The sequence below is a fragment of the Paenibacillus sp. BSR1-1 genome (assembly GCF_030403775.1).
Classification (GTDB): domain Bacteria; phylum Bacillota; class Bacilli; order Bacillales; family Cytobacillaceae; genus Neobacillus.
In genome coordinates this window covers 166,516-183,233 of record NZ_JAQMWQ010000002.1, presented here as the reverse complement: position 1 = coordinate 183,233, position 16,718 = coordinate 166,516, and the positions used below count along the sequence as shown (strand labels likewise).

The window sequence follows — 16,718 nt, the reverse complement described above, 5'->3', positions numbered from 1 at the left end:
TTTCTTTTTACATAAAATGACGCATTGAGATTTGCTGATCTTTACTTTTTTCGTACAACTTTTCAACCATTTCTTGATGGACCGCGTCATCTATACTCATTTTCCTTTTATTGATGGTAATAGTTAAGAAAAATATATTTAAAGTCATTTTTGGTTCCTCCTTTTGTAGAGCTTTATCTTGTATCTTTTGATTACATTATAAGAGTTGTTAGTTTTTACCGAATCGATATTGGGAAGGATTTCTTCTGCATTGATGGTCTTAAAGAAGTCTGGAACTTTGGTCGTAGAAAATCAATTAAAACGACTAGTCAGTTTATTTAATAACCAAAAAATATATACCCCCATTTAATTACCTCCTTCTCAAATGGACTGTATAGTCTATTTTTATTTTACCTTATCTTGGTAGGTTAATCAATTACAAAAAATAAAAAAGACAAGCATCCAATCAGATGCTTGCCCCAAATGTACACGTGGAGTGGACAAATGACATAAAATGTCTTTTTGCGGTGCCTGACACCCTACAATAACACCCTACATACAACACATATATACCCTCTCCGGTCGCCCCACGGTTCCGTAGGCTAGGTCGGCGGCTATTTTTTCTTGGGTTACGAGGTGTTCGAGGTAACGTCTGGCGGTGGTTCGGCTGATGCCGATTTCTTTGGCGACCCGTTCGGCCGTTAAACCCTCGTCCACTTTTTCGAGAACCTCCATTACTTTATCGAGAGTAAGCGGGTCAATCCCCTTTGGCAGATACCCCCTCTCGCCACCTATGCCTCCCGCTCCTTCGCTTTCCTTACGAATAAGCATATCCACCTGCTGCTGGGTAACATGGGTATTTTCCATATTTAATTGAATCAGCTTATTATGATACTCCTGATACCTATTTAAAGATTGCTTAAATCGGTCAAAAACGACCGGCTTAATAATGTAATCAAATACCCCAATGCTAATCGCTTCCTGGACCATTTGTATCTCTTTTGTGGCCGTTATCATAATGACGTCCATTTGTTTTGCTTGCTGTTTGGTTTCCTTCAATAGCTCAAGTCCATTCATATCAGGAAAATAAACATCCAACAGAAGCAAATCCGGCTGCAGGATCTCAATTAAGGTCTTTGCCTCCACATAACTAGCGGCTATCCCAACCGTTTGGAAACCATCCAGCTGTTCCAGAAACCGTTTTTGAATTTCCGCAATCCTCAAGTCATCCTCAACAATTAACACTTCGATAGGCTTGTATCCCGTCACTTTCATTCAATCTCCCCCTTTGCTTTGGTATCGCCACTGTAAAAATTGTTCCCTCTCCCGCACTCGAAGAAAAGGTAACATATCCCCCTAAATCGTTTATTGCTTTTTGTACCAAACTTAAGCCGATTCCGGCATTACTCCCGGTATTCTTAGTTGAAAAACCTGCTGAGAAAATTTGGTCCTGATGCTTTGAGTCAATCCCTTTCCCGTTATCCTCTACTTCAATTATCAGGTCTTTTCCAAGATCCGTTAAAAACAGGGAAACGCGTTTTTCATGCATGCCATTTTCCCTAACGGCTTCAAAGGCATTATTGACTAAATTTCCTATAATCGTTACTAATAAATCTCTGCTAATTTCAAAAGGGAGATCCTTAAAGCTGCTCTCTCTATCTATTGAAAGATCAATTTTCAATTCGCTTGCTAAGCTTGCTTTTCCTAAAATGAATCCCGCAATAATCGGATCCGGAATTTCCCGCATCAAAAATTGAATAAACCCTTGGGCGACGTCCACTTCTCTAGAAATAAAATCAATCGCTTCTTTGTAGGAGCCAAGCTGGATCAAGCCTAGTAAAGTGTATAGCCGGTTGGAATATTCGTGCGTCTGGGCACGCAGTCCTTCCGCATAAGCTTTTACATGTGATAATTCCTGAAGGAGCGAAGCAAGCTCGGACTTACTCCGGAAGCTGGCAACTGCTCCTACGACTATTCCGCGCTTGTTAAAAATAGGGATGCGGTTAGCCAAAAAGATGTCTCCAAAAATCATAATTTCCTGGTCATACTCTGCCCGTCCTGATTTAACCACGTCATAAAGCTTCGTATTTTCGAGAACATCATCTATTTTTTTGCCCCTTAATAAAATATCATTCGGAACATTCAAAATTTTATGAGCAGTCTCATTGACAACTGTGATCCGGCCATTGGTATCAATCGCGATGATCGCCTCATGAATGGACTCAAGTATCGCATGCTTTTCCTGATACATCCAGGCTATTTCCTTTGGTTCAAGTCCGAAAATGGCCCTTTTAATATTTAAGGAGATTAATAAAGCAGCCACCAGCCCCCCTGCTAAAATTATCAGCGTAGCAAGAAAGACTTTTTGTTGTATTTTCGATACTTCTTTTTGAATTTCAGTCTGAAGATAACCAACCGAAACAACACCAATGATCTGACCGCCACTAATAATCGGTGCTTTTCCTCTTAATGATGGCCCGAGAGTCCCTGTCGATTCAGAAATGACCGATTTCCCTTTAAACACGCTGTCATTATCCCCCCCAACCATTTTTTGACCTAAACGGTTTGGGTTTGGATGCGAATAACGGAGTTCATCGCGGTTCCCGATGACAATAAATTCAGCCCCAACCTGATGTCGAATATTTTCAGCAATGGGCTGAATAATGGCGGATGGATTATCGGCTCGAAACGCGGCTTGTATCTCAGGCATATTGGCAATCGATTGCGCTACTGATAAGGCCTTCGAGCCGATTTCATGCTTCAGATTGGTTTCCATAATATTTTTAAAAGTAAATTCAATAATCGTTCCCATCACAATTATGAGAATGGAGATTCCGAGCATTAACTTTGTATGTAATCGCATTCAACCACCTCTAACTCTATCATATTAAAAAAATCTATTATTAAAAAGAGGACAAAAAAATAAAACAGCCAATTTAAGACTGTTTTTTTCTTTATAAACGAAAATTTACCAATTCTTTCCTCTTAGCGGCTAATTCTTCAATTATAAGCTGTAAATCTTTTATATCTTCAAGTAAACGGAGCTTTCGATTTTCTATCATTCTCTTAACCTCATTAGGATTTGGCCCGCCTTGAATCCTTCTCACTTCGACAAAGTGTTCTGAAGATATGATTTTTTTCCATTCTTCCTCGTTGAACGATCCATCGCACAAATCCTTAAGCATTGAATTAACTTCATCCACCTTCCAGTCGGCCAATTCTTTTTGCTCTTGAATTGTTCTTCTTGAAAGGGTACTCGCGATGGAATGTGCTTTTTTAAAGGGAATATCATAATTCCTTGTCAACGTGTCGGCGAACTCCGTAATGGTGATACAGGATTTTTCAGACATAACCTTTAAATGCCCCTCATTTACCTTTAGTGTCGTCACAACGGCAAACATGATTTTCATTACACGATTAGCTTTCGAGAATGCCCGATATAAATGAGGCTGCAGGTCATCTTCAGTATCGACAATATCACCGAAAGGGGTATTATGAATCATTTGGATTGCTGCGAGGGCATCGCCATAAGAGCTGCTTGCTAGTGCCCGTGAATGTTCGATCGACACGGGATTTCGTTTCTGGGGCATAATGCTGCTGACTTGGACATAGGGATCCGCTACTTTAAATGAATTGAATTCCCTTGTGACATGCATGAGGAAATCTTGTATCCATCTTCCGGTATTTACCATGCAGGTCATTAAAGCGGTTGACGCTTCTATTAGATAATCGGCACCCGCGACCGAGTCATATGAGTTTTCTATTACTTTATTAAACCCTAATAATTCGCAGGTACGAGAACGACTGATTGGAAATCCGGTCGTCGATAGGGCTGCCGCCCCGAGCGGTGATTGGTTTACTGTTTCAAAAGCGGCCCAAAGACGTTTAATGTCCCGCATCAATACATCATAAATGGCTAATAAATAATGCCCTAAGGTCGATGGCTGAGCAGGCTGGGTATGGGTATAGGCAGTCATATAGGTTTCGGTATGAAGTTCAGCCCTTATAAGCAGCGCTTCTCCCAATTGAAAACTACTTTCAAGCAGCTGTAAAAGATGTTCCCTTAACACCAAACGGTACATGGCAACCCCCATATCGTTGCGGCTTCTTCCAATATGAATTTTTCCTGCAAGCTCTTCTCCGATTTCCTCCGCAATTTTGGCTTCCACCATGAAAAATAAATCTTCATATTGAGGATCGTAAGTGATTTTTACTGTTTCTGTTCTTGCAACCTTATTAATTCCCTCTAGCATTTTTCTCGCTTCGGCGGTTTTAATTATTTTCTGGTCCTCGAGCATAATCACATGGGCACGATGGATGTCGAACATGACGTGAAATAGGTACTCCCTTTGATCATTAAAAACTGGTTTTAACAGTTCTTCCACATAGGTCTTTCCCGGAAAAACCAGCCCTTCCTGTTTGATAAACTCATTATTCATATGTTCCACTCCGTTTATTGACCTTTATTTAATTATACGAATGAATTATTTTAAAGTGATTTTTAAAAAAACCTTTCGACACACGAAACAAGATGCTATAATAAGCAAATGGATTTACATCAATGTTTGATCAGAAAGGCGTGTCTATGCCTATGTCAGGTGGTAATCAAAAAACTCTATTAAGCTTGTTTTTCGTATCGGTTCTGTGGGGATGCAATTATCCTGTCAGTGCTTACTTGCTTCAAGGATTTTCACCGGTGTTTTTGTCAACCGTCCGGATCTGTTTTACGTCACTTTTTTTAATTGTAGTCGCCTTCTCCGTTAAAGGAATGAAGAGGCCAACAAATACGGAGTGGAAATACCTGCTTGGTGTCGGTATCTTTGGAACGCTTCTTAATCAAACCTTTTATTTTACGGGGCTCAAACACACAACACCTGCAAATGCTTCCTTAATCCTTGCGCTTTCGCCCATTGCTACGATTCTATTAGAACGGATTATTTTTAAAGTAAAACTAACCTTAAAGAAAGCATCGGGTGCGTTGATCAGCTTGATTGGCGTATTTTCAATTATTGGAGTTGGAAAAGGTTCACTTGGGATTTCATGGGGCGATTTCAATATTTTAATCGCGATGCTTTGCCTGTGTATCAGTCTATTATTTATTCGAGGATTATCGAAGACGATGAATTCCTTTGTCATTACGATTTATGCAACGGTTCTTGGCAGTGTCTTAATGATTCCCGCTGCAGGTGTGGAGGGGATTGTCAGCGGATTGGTCATCAGCCCTTCCATTTTCATGTGGATCTTACTGATAGCTGCAGGGATTCTTGCACAAGGTGTAGCCGGTTTTTGGTGGAATAAAGGGGTTGCGAAGGCTGGTGCCGGAACCGCTTCCATGTTTATGAATATTCAGCCGTTTGTCGCAATTATTGCGTCCCACTTTATTTTAGGAAACCCAATTTTGATAAGCCAAATTATTGGTGGAATCCTCGTTTTATCAGGGGTTTATATCGCGAATTTACCTTCTGTGAAACCTATCATTAAAGCAGAGACTAATAAAATGGCTTAATTGGAACTTTTTTCCTTGAACAATTCTTTTATAAATCACATATCTTAACAATAGGTGGTACACCAAAAAAAGACCGCATCCCGAACGATACGGTCAAACTATAACTCTAGAAGTTTACGTTTAATCCATCAGCGTCTGCCAACGCAGGTGGATTATTCTTTTTGGTTAGTTATCTTTCTCATAAAGGATCACTCTTTTCTTATGGTAATTGTATTGTTTTAATATGCTCTAAATTCCGGAATACCTTTTCTCCATCAGCAGTTATTAAGATGATTTTGTTATTGCGGATTTTTTGAAGTAACCCAATTTTTTCTGTATGTTCCCCTCCATCAATAATGACTAGCTGGTTTTCAAATTTTTTCAACTGCTCATCTAGTGATCTTGCTAATGGTGTGGTTTTAGATATTTGTTGAAGATTTTCACTGCTTAATGAGTACGGCGTTGTGTTAGGAGGATACGGAATCAGCCATTTAACATGATTCATTGAAATAAACATTTTTTTGTATACAGGGGAGTAAAAAACAAAATAGTCATTCATAATGCTGGTTAAATAACCATGAATGGATTTATTTCCTGTTACATACACCTGAACAAACAATCCTTTAGCAACATTTAATGTCTTTCGAAACGAAATCACATCCATTTCAATCGGTTTATCTGAAGGGGATTGATAAGAGTCCTCTTCATCTCTATTTAACATGGTTTCTTTCAATCTTTGAACATGGATAAAGGGAATATATAGAAAGGAATGGTTTTTGTTATCGTATAAAACGATCATGTCCGCTCCACTATCCAGCAAGGTACCTTTGTGAAAATTCCCGCCTGAAATTTCAACCTCAATATTTTTCCCTATTAACTCAACAAAATCAGCTAACATCTTAAATCTCCTTTTCCCGAATGGTTTAGTTTTGCAATACTCCGCCAAATAGCCATGAAACCCAATAATATAAAACGACTAAGGTGAATATTACAGCTGGCGGTATGACAACACTTGTGATTTTAACGTATTCCCACCAGGTAATTCTCACTTTTCCTTTTCTAATAATGTGCATCCACATCAGGGTTGCAAGTGTCCCCATTGGAAGAAGTAACGATCCCATATCGCTGCCAATTACGTTTGCCAGGTAGGCTACCTTCAATTCAAGTAAACTGAGATCCATATTCGTTAACGTAAGTGTTCCAACCATAAGAGCCGGGTGATTATTAAATATATTGGAGAGTACTGATAGGAGGACACCCATCATAACGCTCGCATGCAGCAGGCTTCCTGCAACAATCGGCTCCATGAAACCAATCAGCCAGTCTGTTAACCCAATGTTATTCAGACCGTAAATAATGACATACATACAAAAGGCGAAAACAATGATATACCACGGGGTTTTTTTCAACATATCGATTGGTGGTATTTTTAAATAAGCCCAACGCCAAGCTAACAGGACCAATGAGCCAAAAACAGCCATCAGAGAGACAGGAATGTTTAAAAACGAAGCGACGAATAGGCTGACTCGGACAGCAAAAACGAACAAAAGTACATTGCGCATAAATCTCGAGCGGTCCTTTTCCGAATTATGCTGAATTCCGGACTTAAGTGGATGGTAGGATTTAAGCGACAATCCTGTTACTTCCGTTGGAATTTTTTTCGGCAAAACCTTGTAAAAACGAAGGAACAAAAGCCCAACGAGCAGGAGCAATCCAAGTGTTGCCGGTACAAACATCATGGCAGTGTGCAAGTACAGACTCATATGCACAATTTTTAAAGCGATTAAATTGACAATATTACTAACCCCAATCGGTGCACTAGAAGCGGTGGCAATCAACCCTCCTGAAAGTAAATAAGGGATTTTTTGACGATTTTTTAAGCCCATATTGTTTAATAGCATGACTAGTATGGGTGTTGTGATTAAGATGCTTCCATCATTATTGAAAAAAAGTGTCATCAAAAAGCACAAAAGGTTTACATACCAAAATAATCGAATCCCCGAGCCCTTGGCCTTTGCCGCCAATTTTTCTGCCACCCAGTTAAAAAAACCAAAGCTTTCTAATACGATTGCCATAACTATTGTCGCCATGATTGTAATAGCTGCACCACTGATAGTGTCGGCAATGATACCAAGATCGGTGAGTGTAACGCTTCCGCTTAGCACAACAATAATCGCACCAATGGATGCGGGAATTGCTTCATTAATGCCTCTTGGCCTCCATAGGATAAATCCGAGGGTAACCAAAAAAGTAATGATGGTTATCCAAACGGTTAAATGAACCATTTTTGTCTCCTTTCATCTAGCTGCTAATTCAGGATGTTTCCCTGAGACGACTTACCTCCAAATATCGGTTAGTACGCTCCTGTCCCCCCCTTCCATCTGTCCTTCTTGTGTTCTTGTACTCTATCTATATGTATCCCGCATAAGACAGGCTTTAGGTTTGTACCCTTTTTTCCTATAAATCCACTAGAGTCTAAAAAATAGCACTAGTATTTTTTAAAAAATAAAAAAGCGAAGCCATAAGCTTCGCTTGGTAAGAACTTTTATCCTTCAACATTAATAACGACTTCTTTCCCTTTTTTCTTCATCATGAACGGTACAATCAGCCAAAGGGCTGTAATTAGCAGGAAGACCATTGAAATCGGACGGGTAAAGAATACACTGTAATCGCCATTTGAAATGGTTAAGGCTCTGCGCAGGTTATTTTCAACCATTGGCCCTAATACCAATCCTAAAACGAGCGGAGCGATTGGGTAGTCGTTTTTGCTTAAGAAGTAACCTAACACGCCGCAAGTTAATAAAAGCAATAAATCGTACATCGAAACCTGCACGGCGTAAACTCCAAAAATGGAAATCGCGATAATCATCGGAATCAAAAATTGCTTTGGTGTTTGAATAATTTTTGCGAACACCTTTACAAGTGGCAGGTTTAGGATCAACAACATGATATTTCCGATAAACATACTAGCAATCAGACCCCATGCAACCTGCGGATGGTCTTCAAATAATAAGGGACCCGGCTGAACATTGTACATCATTAATGCTCCCATTAAAATAGCAGTCGTTCCAGAACCCGGGATTCCCATTGTTAATAAAGGGATCATCGCCCCGCCAGAGGCCGCATTATTAGCGGATTCCGGTGCCGCAACCCCGGCAATTGCGCCTGTACCAAATTTCGCAGGGTTTTTTGAAATCTTCTTTTCCAATAGATAAGAGAAGAAGGATGCCAGTGTTGCCCCTGCTCCCGGCAAAATACCGACGAAAAACCCTAAAATGGATCCACGGGCAATCGGTCCTGCGGATTCTTTCATCTCTTCCTTCGAAGGGATTAAGTTATTAATCCTCGCCATTTCCCCATCTTCTTCTTCTTTTTCTAAAATGGTTTTGAATACTTCACCAAGGGCAAACAACCCAACCGCGATCGTTAAGAATTCAATTCCCTGGTACAGCCATGGCACATCGAAGGTAAATCGGGCAATACCTGACACACTGTCAATCCCGATGGTTCCAAGCAGTAACCCGCAAACAGTCATAATCAAAGCCTTTGTAACCGACTTTCCAGCTAAACCGCTGACTGCTCCGAGACCCAAAAGCATAAGGGAAAAATATTCGGATGGGCCAAATTTAAGTGCCACCGCTGACAATGGTTTTGCTAGGAAAATCAGGGCAAGTAATGTAACAATCCCTGCTACGAAGGAACCAATTGCCGCAATCGATAATGCACTGCCGGCTCTTCCCTTTTTGGCCATTTGATAGCCGTCCAGAGTTGTGACAACTGAAGAAGACTCTCCAGGTGTATTTAATAAAATCGAGGTAGTTGAACCGCCGTACATCGCTCCATAATAAACCCCTGCCAGCAAAATAATCGCACTTGTTGCTGCTTGCTCGGGTGAAAGGCCGCTAGTAATGGATGCTGTTACAGGGATAAGTAAAGCAACACCGCTCATGGGGCCAATCCCTGGCAACACCCCAACAGCTGTCCCAATTAAAACCCCTACGAATGCAAAAATAAGATTATACCAAATAAGTGCTGTTCCGAATCCTTGAAATAAATAATCGAGTGTACTCATAATTAGCCTCCTCTCTTAAAACCAAATTGGCCAGCCTGGCAGTGTCCCTTTTAACACGTCTACAAATAAGAAATAAACGAGTCCAGAAAAGGCAGCGGATATAATGATGGACATAATCAACTTTTTACGCTCCATCGTTTGAAAGCAAACTAGTAAAAATAAAAACGTCGTAATGACATAGCCGATGGTTTCTAATGTTAAAATGTAAAGCAACGTAGCCACAAAGATAATAATAAATGGTTTGTACTCTAATTTTTCCTTATTTCCCTCAGCACCTTTTGATTGGTTCGCTTCAAAAAACAAGCGAATACTTAATAAGACTAGTAAGCCCCCCAATACGAAAGGAAAAATGTCCGGTCCAACAACGCTTCCATAAGATGAACTTGATATATGTCTGCTTCCGACAATAAATAGTACTCCAACAGCAAGAAATACAATGGACGCAACCCGATCGAACTTTATAGCCATTCAAAAACCCCCTTTTAAAAAAATCGGGAAGGAGAATCTTGCTCCTTCCCCTACTTTTTTACTTCTGCATACCTAATGCTTCTAGTAATTGTTGAACTTGTTTATCCTGTTCACCTAAGAATTTTGTGAAATCAGCGCTATTTTTATATTCTAGTTCCCAGCCTTGTGTTTCTACCTCTGTCTTCCATTCAGGAGATTTTACAAGTTTATCGATTGTTGTTTCCCAGTAGGATTTTGCTTCTTTAGACATTTTTTCTGGACCAAACACTCCGCGCCAAATCGTGAACTCAGCATCTACACCTTGTTCTTTAGCTGTTGGCACGTCCTTAAAATCACCGCCTAAACGATCGGTGGCCGTAACAGCGAGCACGCGAACCTTGCCAGCTTTTAGGAACTCTTTTACGCTTGAGGCATCTGTTCCAATAACATCTGCGTTACCGCCAAGAAGGGATGTAATGGCCTCTCCGCCTCCATCGTAAGAAACATATTTAATTTTTGTAGGATCCACTCCATATTTAAAGGCTGGTAGAATGGAAATTAAATGGTCCATAGAACCTGGTGCGGAACCTCCTGCAAAAGTAAGTTTGCTTGGATCCTTCTTGACTTCATCTAAAAGGGATTTTAAGTCAGTAAATTTGGAATCCTTCTTAACAACAATCGCGCCATAATCTTTTGTCAATTGAGCAAGAGGTGTTGTATTTTTGTAGCCATAAGGGCTGTTTCCTTCTTTTTTCAAGTTGTTGATTATAATCGGCGGTGAATTAACGAACAGCATTTCGTTATTTGCTGCTTGCTGTGTGGCGTATTCAGCCATAAACACAGCACCCCCGCCTCCTGGCTTATTCTCCACTGTTAATGGCTGACTTACCAGCTTTGTTTCACTTAAAACTTTAGTAAATGAGCGGGCTGTTAAATCCCACCCGCCGCCAGCTCCAGATGGGGCTACGACAGAAATCGCTTTTGTAGGATAGCTTGGACCAGCCTCTTTTTTACTAGAACCTGAACTTGCTGTTTCTTTACTGCTGCATGCGCCTAAGCTTAATGCCAGTGCACCTGCACACATTACTGCTGAGATTTTTTTGATCGAAAACATTTTTCTATTCCCCCTTGTAACCGTTTTCTTAATTTTACTTAAAATTTAGAAGATTCATAGTTTTTGCATTTAAACAGCATTAAAAACTTATAAACCATTTTGTTCATTTTGTTCACGGCACGATGTCCCAGATATGTAGAATCAATATAAAAAATTAAAGGCTGCCCCAAGGACAGCCATTTCCTTTTAAATCATAATTATCGTCCTGAATGATACCCGCCGTGGCCGTGATGGTATCCATGGCCTGGATAATATCCGCCGTGGCCATGATGATAGCCATGGCCTGGGTAATACCCCCCGTGGCCATGGTGATAGCCATAGCCTGGGTAGTACCCGCCGTGGCCATGATGGTAACCATAACCTGGATAATATCCGCCGTGACCATGATGATAGCCGTGTCCTGGATAATATCTTAAATTAGAGTTACTTGCATAAACTCCAAGTAGCTGCTGTTGCATCTACATCCCTCCTCAATTAGGTTGCAGAATAGTGTATGTGTCCCAAAAGAAAAATGGGATAGACTCCTGCCAAGACCCGAAATTCGTCCCAAAGGCAGGGGTAAATTTTTTAAAAAAGAAGACGCCATTCAATGATGAATGGCGTCTTTTATTTGGAAAGGCCTAAATTACTTCCTTAATACCAGCTCCGACAAACTTTCGCTTCTGTATATAGATAAGTCGTAAGGATAAGGCGACTCCTGCTGCCAGCAAACCAACAGTCAGCCCAATCCAGTAGCCTCTTGCACCCAAGCTGGTAAAGTTGGCAAGAAGGTAGCCGACGGGCAAACAGATAAGCCAGTATGCGATTAAGGTCATGATAAAGGCAATATTTACATCTTTATAGCCTCTTAATGCAGCCTGAGCTGTTGCCTGAATGGCATCCGCTATTTGAAAAAATAAGGCAAATATTAAAAAGTTTGCGGTTAGGTTGATGACAGCTGTTTCATTGGAATAGAAGCCGGCAACTTGATAGCGGAAGGCTACGACAAGTAATCCTGTTAAAATGGCGATTAATATGGCGAGATAGACGCCAAGCCAGCTATATTGCTTCGCATCTTTATAACGCTTTGCCCCGACCTCAAAACCGACAAGTACGGTCTGAACCATGGATATGCTGATTGGAATCATGTACAAAAAGGATACAATATTTAATGCCGATTGATAAGCAGCAATAGTGGTCACATTAAATTTACTTAAAAGGATCGTCACCACTGCAAACATACTCGTTTCAAAAAAAGTAGAAAGCCCCATTGGCACGCCAATTTTTAAAATCTCCTTACATTTTTCCCATGAAAATTCCTTCATGTTTTCAAATATAGGAAAGGAAGAAAACGGCTCTTGTTTTTTCACGATGTAAATGGTCATTGCCATAAAAGCCCAATCCGTAATGGCTGTAGCATATCCAGCCCCTGCCCCGCCAAGCTCTGGGAAGCCCCAATTTCCAAAAATCAGCACGTAGTTTAACAAGAAGTTAAGCGGCAAGGATATTATCATAATGATCATGATCACCCTTGTCTTTCCAAGTGCATAAATAAAGGATCTCAGAACATTAAAAACAAACAGTGGCAGAATTCCGTAACTAAGTCCAACGAGGTAATCGAATGCGGTTTCCCGAACTCTTGCCGATAGATTCATACTATCTAAAATTGGATCTAACAAGAAGAAACCGAGAATAATTAATAGGATTGTTATGAAAACCGAAAGATATACACCATGTTTTACAACCGAGGATACTTCATGGCTCTTTTTCTCACCAAACCGCTGAGCTGCTATAGGGGAAACCGCGAGCAGTATGCTGCTGATCCCTGTAAAAATCGGACTCCAAATTGAGGAGCCAATCGCGACACCAGCCAGATCGGAAGAATTGTATTTTCCTGACATAATCGTATTAAAAAACACCATTGAAAACATGCCAAGCTGTGTAATTAAGATTGGAATTAACAAGACGAAAATTTGTTTCGTTTTTTGTTTTATGGTAAAAGTCTGATTCATAAGTGCGTGCTCCTTGAGGAAATAAAAACCCGAAACTTCATTATACTCTATATTGGTTGATAATTCCCCACTTTTTAATAATATTTCCAAAAAAAGAGAACTTCCCTTGGAAGTCCTATTTCTTTACTATTTTTGATGGGTTATTAACCTTGTACAATACTGGTTCGTCAACGAGGAATTCTTCTTCGACGTCTTTTCCTTTTGCCAATTTCTTTGCGGCCACTTTGCCGTCAAATTCAAGAGAATCACCCGGAGCTAGTTCGAATTTTTTGAGTGTTTTACTGTGACTGCACCAAGCAAGACCGAGTTCTAGCGGGTTATCCTGTACGATCAGTACATTTTCTAAAACCACCACTTCATCATTTTCTTCATTAAATGGATTATAGGTCATCGCAAATTGTTTCACAGTAGCTGTAAAATGAACTTTATCAGACGGAAGCTCGAGTTTAGGCGCTTTCTCTTTCTTTGGTTTGGCCTCCTTTGCCTTTGGTTTCGGAGACTCTTCTTTTTGAACTGTCTCCTTTATCACAGGGGCTGGTTCCGTATCCTCTGTTATTTCTTTTTCCTCAATCGTCAGCAGACTTTCTTTACCGAAGCTTCCTGCCTGCATTTCTTTTAAATAAGCAGGATGAATGCAGCTTAGATGCCCGTCTTGGAATTCAATGACAAGGGTATTAAATCCACCATTATTTCCGTAGGCTTCAAAGCCTTTGATGGTTACAATGCGCTGGGCGTTTCTGTCCTTGTACCAGAATTCCTTTTTGGCTTCCCTTGCCGAGGATAAACCCCATTCCTTTAATTTTTCCTTATAATGATCCTCGTCTCGGAAGCTTTCATATTCCCCTTTTGGCGGAATATATTGAGTCAAATCCTTTTGTGTTTCCTGGATTGGCAATCTGGCCACTCCCTTCCATCTATGTAGGTGTTTTTATTATAACATTAACCCTTATAAATCCTAAAATTAGAACGTTCGATCGCACCAGCGGCATTACTTTTATTTTTCAAAAAATACTTAGTTCAGCGAAGGATTTTGTATGTATAATAGCTTTAGATATTAATAGCGAAGCTGGTGGGGGCACATGCGTACCTATAATGAAAAAATCAGTATTTATCATGGAATGGTGTCAATAATCGCTTTAAATTTAGCTGGTAACTACTTTCCGATTTTCGCCATTTCAATTCTTGGAGCGAATAATTACCAAGTAGGTTTAATTAGTTCTCTTCCTCCCTTGGTTACACTCATCATGACGATTCCAGCAGCGATTTTGTTAAATAAGCTGGAAGAGCAAAAGAAAACGGTTGCGATGAATGTTTTTTGGGCGAGAGTGATGTTCTTGCTTTTAGTGGGTGTGGTTCTTCTTCCACCTTCCTATCAGGCTTGGACTTTCTTAATCCTTATCGCGGTAATGAATGTACCTGGGACGATTTCTACCATCGGCTGGCAAACGCTTATTAGCGGAATGATTCGGGAAGAACGAAGAGGAACCTTTTTCAGTGATCGAAGTCGGTTGCTAACAATTGTAGGCATGGTGACAACACTTATTATTGGTATTGTTATGAAAAAAGAAACAGACAATGCTGCTGCGTATCAGTGGTTATTTTTTATGGCCTTTGTTTTTGGCTTACTTGAAATGTTTTTCCTGCTGAAGCACAAAGAAACGGCCCAGCTCAAAACAAATATCGATCGAAAGAACTCTTCGATGGATTGGTCTATTTTTAAAGATCAAGGATATAAGTGGTTTCTTATTGCGGCACTATGCTTTAACTTTGCCTGGCAGATGGCTTGGGGCTTATTTAATATTTACAATGTCAAATACGCACATGCAACGATTCTTTGGATTAGTTTATTTTCTGTTGGCAATCAATTGGTGCAGATCTTCACCTTCCCATTATGGAAAAAGTGGGCCGAGCAAAAATCGAATACGTTAGTGCTTGTGTGGGTGGCAGCGGGAATGGCTTCTGCCCCGATTTTGACCGTTATGTCTACAAATCTTTATTATTTAACGATTGTCAGCATGATTTCGGGATTTTTTCTATCCGGAACCACCCTACTATTGTTCAATCTATTGTTGGAGCAGTCTCCGGCGGAGAAAAGAACCTATTGCATTACCACCTATAATGTCTTGTTAAGCTTAGTTGCATTTATCGCCCCTCAAATCGGGATTTGGCTGTTAGAAGTAACGGGGATACAAAACTCTATGGGAATTAGTTCAATTCTACGGTTTATGAGTGCACTGATATTTTTGTTAATGCACGTGCGATTTATGAAAACTAAGAAACCAATTTTGGAAAAAAGCTAGGGTGCCTGCCCTAGCTTTTTTTGCTGAAATATATAGTTTGGGACTTTCATACTTTAATATAGGGAGTTGATTATGAAAACTGGAGGACACTATGATTATTATAAATAACCAGACAGTTAAGCCGGAGACCCTTTATAAAGAGATTACAAATGCAGAACAGCGGACGATTTTAAAAATAATGGCAGCCAATCAAGTCGAATATATATATCAAGATACAGCCCATTTAAAATTTGAGCTTTTATTTCGCACCAATACCCTGAGAGCGGCAAGGGAACTTAATAAGAGCGGGGTAAAATTTACGACGTTTAATTATGCTTTTCCGAATCGGAAACTTTGGGACCGGTTGAGTAATGGCGGCTTCCTAATAAAACCTGGCGTCAGCCCTTCTGTTGCTATATTAGACATCATTAAAAACGGCTCTCTCTATGCATTTGAATGCTCCACTGGGATTGCGATTGTCTTATACATTGCCACTCTTTATTCTATCGGCAGCGAACGGTTTAATGTTCTCTTCGACCGCCTTTATTTAATGGACTGGCAATTTGATGAGGATCTGCAGATTCTCCAGAAGTATGGGGATGATTTTATCCCTGGTGATGTGCTCCACTTCAACAATCCTGATTTTGACCCAAAGCAGGCGCATTGGCGCGCCGAAAATGTCGTCTTCTTTGGAAATGACCAATTCTACGGCCATGGTGTCGGAATTCGAAATGCCAGCACAATTATAAAATTTTTAAATACAAAAAGAAAACCAGGCCCTTCCAAATCCGCGTACCTCATGAACCTCATATCAAGGCCATATTATCAAGGATTTTTATAAGGGAATGTTTTATTACAAACTTAGAAATGGTAAAATAAATTGATTTACAATAATTGTGTGTGGAGGAAAACAATGTCTGTTGATGTTTATTTAAATTTTAATGGCAACTGTCGGGAAGCAGTGGAGTTTTATGCAAAGGTATTTGGCACAGAAGAACCACAAATTATGACCTTTGGAGAAACACCGCAGGATCCCAACTATCCTATGCCAGAAGAAGCAAAAAATTTAGTTATGCACACACGGCTTAACATCAGTGGCAGCAATGTTATGTTTTCTGATACTTTTCCAGGGATGGAGTTTGTTGAAGGAAATAACGTAAATTTAGCATTTGTCAGTAAGAATTTGGATGAGATTAAAAATGCTTTCCATCAACTAAAGGAAGGTGGAAAAGTGGGCATGGAGCTTCAAGAAACCTTCTGGAGCAAATGCTACGGAATGGTAACGGATAAGTTTGGAATACATTGGCTGTTCAATTATGACAGCGGCGAAAATGGAATGGGATAAACAAAG

16 protein-coding genes are annotated in these 16,718 nt (G+C 40.1%); 4 read left to right on the top strand and 12 right to left on the bottom strand.

The window, feature by feature from the left end; genetic code table 11:
* Nucleotides 1-7: 7 nt before the first annotated feature.
* From PH210_RS04100 to argH, 4 genes are all read right to left on the bottom strand, one after another.
* Nucleotides 8-148, bottom strand: a complete 141-nt coding sequence (locus tag PH210_RS04100) for a YrzI family small protein (protein ID WP_289983274.1) — start codon at nucleotides 146-148, stop codon at nucleotides 8-10.
* Between the two features lie 383 nt (nucleotides 149-531).
* On the bottom strand, nucleotides 532-1,254 hold the full coding sequence (locus PH210_RS04095) for a response regulator (protein WP_289983272.1): 723 nt from the start codon (nucleotides 1,252-1,254) through the stop codon (nucleotides 532-534).
* Nucleotides 1,211-2,842, bottom strand: coding sequence for an ATP-binding protein (locus PH210_RS04090; RefSeq protein WP_289983270.1), 1,632 nt, complete (start codon nucleotides 2,840-2,842; stop codon nucleotides 1,211-1,213). The genes PH210_RS04095 and PH210_RS04090 overlap by 44 nt, the downstream gene beginning before the upstream one ends.
* A gap of 91 nt (nucleotides 2,843-2,933) precedes the next feature.
* The gene (gene argH, locus PH210_RS04085; RefSeq protein ID WP_483312080.1) at nucleotides 2,934-4,427 is read right to left on the bottom strand and encodes an argininosuccinate lyase; all 1,494 of its coding nucleotides are present in this window, start codon (nucleotides 4,425-4,427) and stop codon (nucleotides 2,934-2,936) included.
* A 113-nt stretch (nucleotides 4,428-4,540) separates the two neighbouring features.
* Here argH and PH210_RS04080 point away from each other — a divergent pair, with 113 nt between their 5' ends.
* Nucleotides 4,541-5,485: a DMT family transporter gene (locus PH210_RS04080; protein WP_289983267.1), complete on the top strand. Its 945-nt coding sequence runs from the start codon at nucleotides 4,541-4,543 to the stop codon at nucleotides 5,483-5,485.
* Nucleotides 5,486-5,684: 199 nt separating this feature from the next.
* Here PH210_RS04080 and PH210_RS04075 read toward each other — a convergent pair whose 3' ends face one another.
* The 8 genes from PH210_RS04075 to PH210_RS04040 form a co-directional block, all read right to left on the bottom strand.
* Nucleotides 5,685-6,362 (bottom strand): YwrJ family protein, encoded by a 678-nt coding sequence (locus PH210_RS04075; protein WP_289983266.1) that lies wholly within the window; start codon nucleotides 6,360-6,362, stop codon nucleotides 5,685-5,687.
* A 25-nt stretch (nucleotides 6,363-6,387) separates the two neighbouring features.
* Nucleotides 6,388-7,749 (bottom strand): arsenic transporter, encoded by a 1,362-nt coding sequence (locus PH210_RS04070; protein ID WP_289983264.1) that lies wholly within the window; start codon nucleotides 7,747-7,749, stop codon nucleotides 6,388-6,390.
* A 260-nt stretch (nucleotides 7,750-8,009) separates the two neighbouring features.
* A complete protein-coding gene (locus PH210_RS04065) occupies nucleotides 8,010-9,536 on the bottom strand; it encodes a tripartite tricarboxylate transporter permease (RefSeq protein WP_289983262.1) in 1,527 nt (508 codons plus the stop codon).
* Nucleotides 9,537-9,551: 15 nt separating this feature from the next.
* Nucleotides 9,552-10,004: a tripartite tricarboxylate transporter TctB family protein gene (locus PH210_RS04060; protein WP_289983258.1), complete on the bottom strand. Its 453-nt coding sequence runs from the start codon at nucleotides 10,002-10,004 to the stop codon at nucleotides 9,552-9,554.
* 58 nt (nucleotides 10,005-10,062) lie between these two features.
* Nucleotides 10,063-11,097 (bottom strand): Bug family tripartite tricarboxylate transporter substrate binding protein, encoded by a 1,035-nt coding sequence (locus tag PH210_RS04055; protein WP_289983257.1) that lies wholly within the window; start codon nucleotides 11,095-11,097, stop codon nucleotides 10,063-10,065.
* A gap of 197 nt (nucleotides 11,098-11,294) precedes the next feature.
* Nucleotides 11,295-11,555: a hypothetical protein gene (locus tag PH210_RS04050; protein ID WP_289983254.1), complete on the bottom strand. Its 261-nt coding sequence runs from the start codon at nucleotides 11,553-11,555 to the stop codon at nucleotides 11,295-11,297.
* Between the two features lie 162 nt (nucleotides 11,556-11,717).
* Nucleotides 11,718-13,088: an MATE family efflux transporter gene (locus PH210_RS04045; protein ID WP_354669952.1), complete on the bottom strand. Its 1,371-nt coding sequence runs from the start codon at nucleotides 13,086-13,088 to the stop codon at nucleotides 11,718-11,720.
* Nucleotides 13,089-13,203: 115 nt separating this feature from the next.
* The gene (locus PH210_RS04040; protein WP_289983253.1) at nucleotides 13,204-13,983 is read right to left on the bottom strand and encodes a hypothetical protein; all 780 of its coding nucleotides are present in this window, start codon (nucleotides 13,981-13,983) and stop codon (nucleotides 13,204-13,206) included.
* A gap of 184 nt (nucleotides 13,984-14,167) precedes the next feature.
* Here PH210_RS04040 and PH210_RS04035 point away from each other — a divergent pair, with 184 nt between their 5' ends.
* From PH210_RS04035 to PH210_RS04025, 3 genes are all read left to right on the top strand, one after another.
* A complete protein-coding gene (locus PH210_RS04035) occupies nucleotides 14,168-15,388 on the top strand; it encodes an MFS transporter (RefSeq protein WP_289983251.1) in 1,221 nt (406 codons plus the stop codon).
* 91 nt (nucleotides 15,389-15,479) lie between these two features.
* Nucleotides 15,480-16,208 carry a spore coat transglutaminase TGL gene (gene tgl, locus PH210_RS04030; protein WP_289983250.1) on the top strand — a complete coding sequence of 243 codons (729 nt, stop codon included), beginning with the start codon at nucleotides 15,480-15,482 and terminating at the stop codon, nucleotides 16,206-16,208.
* A gap of 72 nt (nucleotides 16,209-16,280) precedes the next feature.
* Nucleotides 16,281-16,712 (top strand): VOC family protein, encoded by a 432-nt coding sequence (locus PH210_RS04025; RefSeq protein WP_289983248.1) that lies wholly within the window; start codon nucleotides 16,281-16,283, stop codon nucleotides 16,710-16,712.
* Nucleotides 16,713-16,718 lie beyond the last annotated feature (6 nt).

Bases quoted from the DNA above. Each gene is read 5' to 3' on its own strand.
- PH210_RS04100 (WP_289983274.1), bottom strand. From the start codon at position 148: ATGACTTTAAATATATTTTTCTTAACTATTACCATCAATAAAAGGAAA.
- PH210_RS04095 (WP_289983272.1), bottom strand. From the start codon at position 1,254: ATGAAAGTGACGGGATACAAGCCTATCGAAGTGTTAATTGTTGAGGAT.
- PH210_RS04090 (WP_289983270.1), bottom strand. From the start codon at position 2,842: ATGCGATTACATACAAAGTTAATGCTCGGAATCTCCATTCTCATAATT.
- PH210_RS04080 (WP_289983267.1), top strand. From the start codon at position 4,541: ATGTTTGATCAGAAAGGCGTGTCTATGCCTATGTCAGGTGGTAATCAA.
- PH210_RS04075 (WP_289983266.1), bottom strand. From the start codon at position 6,362: ATGTTAGCTGATTTTGTTGAGTTAATAGGGAAAAATATTGAGGTTGAA.
- PH210_RS04070 (WP_289983264.1), bottom strand. From the start codon at position 7,749: ATGGTTCATTTAACCGTTTGGATAACCATCATTACTTTTTTGGTTACC.
- PH210_RS04065 (WP_289983262.1), bottom strand. From the start codon at position 9,536: ATGAGTACACTCGATTATTTATTTCAAGGATTCGGAACAGCACTTATT.
- PH210_RS04060 (WP_289983258.1), bottom strand. From the start codon at position 10,004: ATGGCTATAAAGTTCGATCGGGTTGCGTCCATTGTATTTCTTGCTGTT.
- PH210_RS04055 (WP_289983257.1), bottom strand. From the start codon at position 11,097: ATGTTTTCGATCAAAAAAATCTCAGCAGTAATGTGTGCAGGTGCACTG.
- PH210_RS04050 (WP_289983254.1), bottom strand. From the start codon at position 11,555: ATGCAACAGCAGCTACTTGGAGTTTATGCAAGTAACTCTAATTTAAGA.
- PH210_RS04045 (WP_354669952.1), bottom strand. From the start codon at position 13,088: ATGAATCAGACTTTTACCATAAAACAAAAAACGAAACAAATTTTCGTC.
- PH210_RS04035 (WP_289983251.1), top strand. From the start codon at position 14,168: ATGCGTACCTATAATGAAAAAATCAGTATTTATCATGGAATGGTGTCA.
- tgl (WP_289983250.1), top strand. From the start codon at position 15,480: ATGATTATTATAAATAACCAGACAGTTAAGCCGGAGACCCTTTATAAA.
- PH210_RS04025 (WP_289983248.1), top strand. From the start codon at position 16,281: ATGTCTGTTGATGTTTATTTAAATTTTAATGGCAACTGTCGGGAAGCA.